The 3,540-nt window shown below is 33.4% G+C and carries 3 protein-coding genes; 2 read left to right on the plus strand and 1 reads right to left on the minus strand.

Annotated features, from left to right (window positions below; genetic code table 11):
- The coding region (secF, locus tag RSB60_RS11270; RefSeq protein ID WP_332616425.1) for a protein translocase subunit SecF at positions 1–1,231 on the plus strand (1,231 nt) is incomplete at its 5' end.
- A gap of 13 nt (positions 1,232–1,244) precedes the next feature.
- On the opposite strand, the gene RSB60_RS11275 is transcribed toward secF, so the two are convergent.
- Positions 1,245–2,270: a MerR family transcriptional regulator gene (locus RSB60_RS11275; protein WP_332492087.1), complete on the minus strand. Its 1,026-nt coding sequence runs from the start codon at positions 2,268–2,270 to the stop codon at positions 1,245–1,247.
- A 177-nt stretch (positions 2,271–2,447) separates the two neighbouring features.
- On the opposite strand from RSB60_RS11275, the gene RSB60_RS11280 reads away from it, so the two are divergent.
- Positions 2,448–3,540: FMN-binding protein (locus RSB60_RS11280; protein ID WP_332616427.1), on the plus strand; the 1,093-nt coding region annotated here is incomplete at its 3' end.

Genomic DNA, 3,540 nt, shown 5'->3' on the forward strand with positions numbered 1-3,540 from the left:
TTTATCTTTCTCTACAATCTTTGATGCACAGTTTACAACTTTACTTGCTGGGTTAATTATGTACGTATTCGGTAATGGGGCAGTAAAAGGATTTGCGACAATGTTAATGATTACTGTAATTTGTACATTAGTTATCAACGTTGCAGTATCACGTTTCTTAATGAATCAACTTGTTGATTCAGGTGTATTAGATAATAAAAAAGGTTGGTTTGGAGTTAAAGTTTCTAAGATTCCAGATGTTAGCAAAAATGAAAAACAAACATATTTTGGACCTTTTGACAAAATAGATTTCTTAAAACATGCTAAAAAGATGATTCTTGTAAGCTTATCTATCTTTGCAGTTGCAATTGTAATGGCGGGGGTAAATACAGCTTCAGGAAATGGACCACTTAATTTAGGAATTGATTTCTCAAGTGGAACAAAAATTACTGTAACATCACCTGATAAAATAAATATGACTGATGTTCAAACAACATTTAAAGATTTAGGATATGACAAAGTTAAATATCAAGCTTCTGGTGATAATGCAATCTATGCAACAATTAAAGATGCATTAAATACTGAACAATTAGATGAAATTAAATCTACTTTCTTAGATATTTATGGTGAAGAACCAGGAGATAATGTAGTTACTCCAGTTGTCGGAAGAGATCTTGTTAAAAATGCAATACTATTGAGTCTATTGGCTTGGGTTGCTATGTTAGTCTATATTACATTGCGATTTAAATGGGATTATGCAGTAAGCTGTATTGTTGCACTTCTCCATGATGTGGGAATTGTATTAGCAGTATTCATTATTTTCCGTTTAGAATTCAACACTGAGCTTATTTCAGTAATCTTAGCGATTATTGGATATTCAATCAATAACTCAATTGTTGTATTTGACCGTGTTCGTGAGGATTTGAATAATGCAAAATCTTCTAAACCAAGTCCAGAATTCTATCGTGGAATTGTGAATGAAGCACTTGATAATACAATTGTTCGTTCAGTATATAGTTCAATTACTACAATTCTTCCAATTATTTGTTTATTAATATTAGGTTCAAATGCAATCTTTACATTCACATTTGCAATGTTTGTTGGATTAATTGCTGGAACTTTATCAAGTATCTTTATTGCACCACAAATTTGGTTCTATATCCGTACACATATGAAAGATAAACCAAAGAAAAAGAAGAAAAATAAAAAAGAAGAATTAGATGAATATACAATAAAAGGAATTAATGCTTAATATAAAATACTCTTCAGCCCATGAAAGGCGAAGAGTATTTTTTTTGTATTTCATGAAGAATTGTTTCAGGACAAGAGAGAAGAAAGCTATGATTGAACCAAAATATTAAATAGAGTGAAGATGCCAAGTCTTGTGTAGGACAAAGTGCTAGAATTTCTTTACCAAGTAGAGAATCTGCATCGATGGTCGAAGCAACTGCTTGGACAAGAGAATGTAGTTGTTTATTGCAAGATTCATATCGCGAACTATAAGCAGTCATTAATTCTGAAATATTTTGATAAAAATGTTGTAGTGGAAGTAGTATTGGAAAATACAAAGTTTTCCATCGTTTCAATAAAATGGGATCATTGATTAGTTGATGACAGCATTGGAGTAAATTATCTTCAAATTCATGAAGAGATGAAGATTTACTTAGTTTCATAAAGAAAACAAAAGAAGTAGTAGAAGTCGCATCAATTTCAGCAGCAGACTGATTATAAATAATTTGTTGTAAATAGATGAGATCTTCTTTGAGTTGAAGTTGTAATTCTGTAGAGATGCGATCCCACAAAAACTTCCTATATTCATCAACAGGGATATCAAGGAAGGGTGCTAAAATTAAGATTGCAATCATTCTAGCATCTGTGCAAGGAAATAAAGTTTCGATGTAATTGTTAGTGGGTTCATCCACTAGTTTTGATATAGGATAATGGTTGCAAATATAAGTGGGGGTAGCATTAGGGGGCATAGACTCAATGATAGAACATAGATTTTCAAGTTGTTTTTGATGTTCAACAATTTTTTTCTTTAATACATTTACTTGGCGATGAAAAAAATAATTTGTCATTGTTGGATATTGAAACAACTCTTGAATTGTATCAATTGAAAAACCTGTTTTTCGAAATAAGCAAATTAATTGTAGTTTTTTTAAATCAGTTTCTGTCAAATTATAATAACCATTTTCAGGATCCTTTGTTGGGGATAGTAGTTTTTTTTCAATATAAAAATGGATTGCTTTTTTTGTTAATCCTGTTAACTCCATTACTTCTTGTATACGCATTAATAATCACCACTTGAAGTATACCCTAGGGGAACGGTTTAAACAAGCAAATGTTGTGATTTTGCTAACAAACAGATAAAAATTTCACAAAGTTGAAGAAATTTAGCGTTTTTTTTGCTACTTGACTGTCCTTTTAGAGACTCTTTTATAATTAATTCACAAGCGGAGGAAAAAGAAATGAAAAAAATTTTGATTAGTTGTCTTATCTTTTTGATGACAGTATCAACCGTTGGATGTTCTAGCAAAGAAGAAGTATTCGAGGGAACATCAAAGGGTTATGGTGGAGAGGTTATAGCGAAAGTAACTTTCTCAGGTGACAAGATTAAGAAAATAGAAGTGACAGGTGCAAGTGAAACAGATGGAATTGGATCTGTTGCAATTGAGGAGTTACCTGCGAAAATTGTTGAAGCTGGAAACACCGATATTGATGTAAAAACTGGGGCAACAGTAACATCAAATGCAATTTTTGATGCCGTCAACAAAGCGATTAATTTGAAGAATGGGGTAGCTACTAAACCAATTTCATATACAGCTGGAACCTACACAGGTGTCGGTGCTGGTTATCATGGTGACGTAAAAGTAGAAGTTGAATTTGATGAAAAAAATATTTTGTCCATTCAAGTCTTAGAACAAAATGAAACCTATGGTATTGGACAAGGAATGGAGACTTCACCAATCGAATCACTTCCAACAAAAATTATGGAAACACAAGGACTTGGTGTAGATACCGTAACTGGTGCAACTGTGACATCGAACGCAATAATTGAAGCCATAAGTGATGCAGCAACACAAGCAGGTGCTGATGCTTCAGCATTAAAAGACATTAAGACAGAAAAGAAAATTCAAGATGAAAGCTATGATGTTGATGTAGTCGTTGTTGGTGCAGGTGGCGCTGGTCTTGCAGCAGCGATTCGTGCATCAGGTGATGGAGCAGATGTTCTTGTAGTTGAAAAACAAGGTATTGTTGGTGGAGCTACAACACGTTCAGGTGGAAAAGTGATGGCAGCTGGAACTACTGTTCAAAAGGAAGCTGGGATTACTGACAATGATCAAATGATGTTTGACTATCTTAAGGAAATCGGTGGAGAGTATATTGATGATACAAAGTTAAAGGCTTTCACAGACAATGCCTTGGATGTATACAATTGGATGGTTGATTTGGGTGTCAATGTTATTGATGTTGAACCAATCCATTCATCCATTGAACCAAATCGTGTTCACAACACACTTGGCGGTGGCGGTATGACAGATGGTTTTGGTGGAAATATTA

It is taken from the genome of Anaerorhabdus sp., from assembly GCF_036657415.1.
Taxonomy (GTDB): Bacteria; Bacillota_I; Bacilli_A; order Erysipelotrichales; family Erysipelotrichaceae; genus Anaerorhabdus.

Coding starts and splice junctions, on each gene's coding strand:
- RSB60_RS11275 (WP_332492087.1), bottom strand. CDS start 2,270: ATGCGTATACAAGAAGTAATGGAGTTAACAGGATTAACAAAAAAAGCA.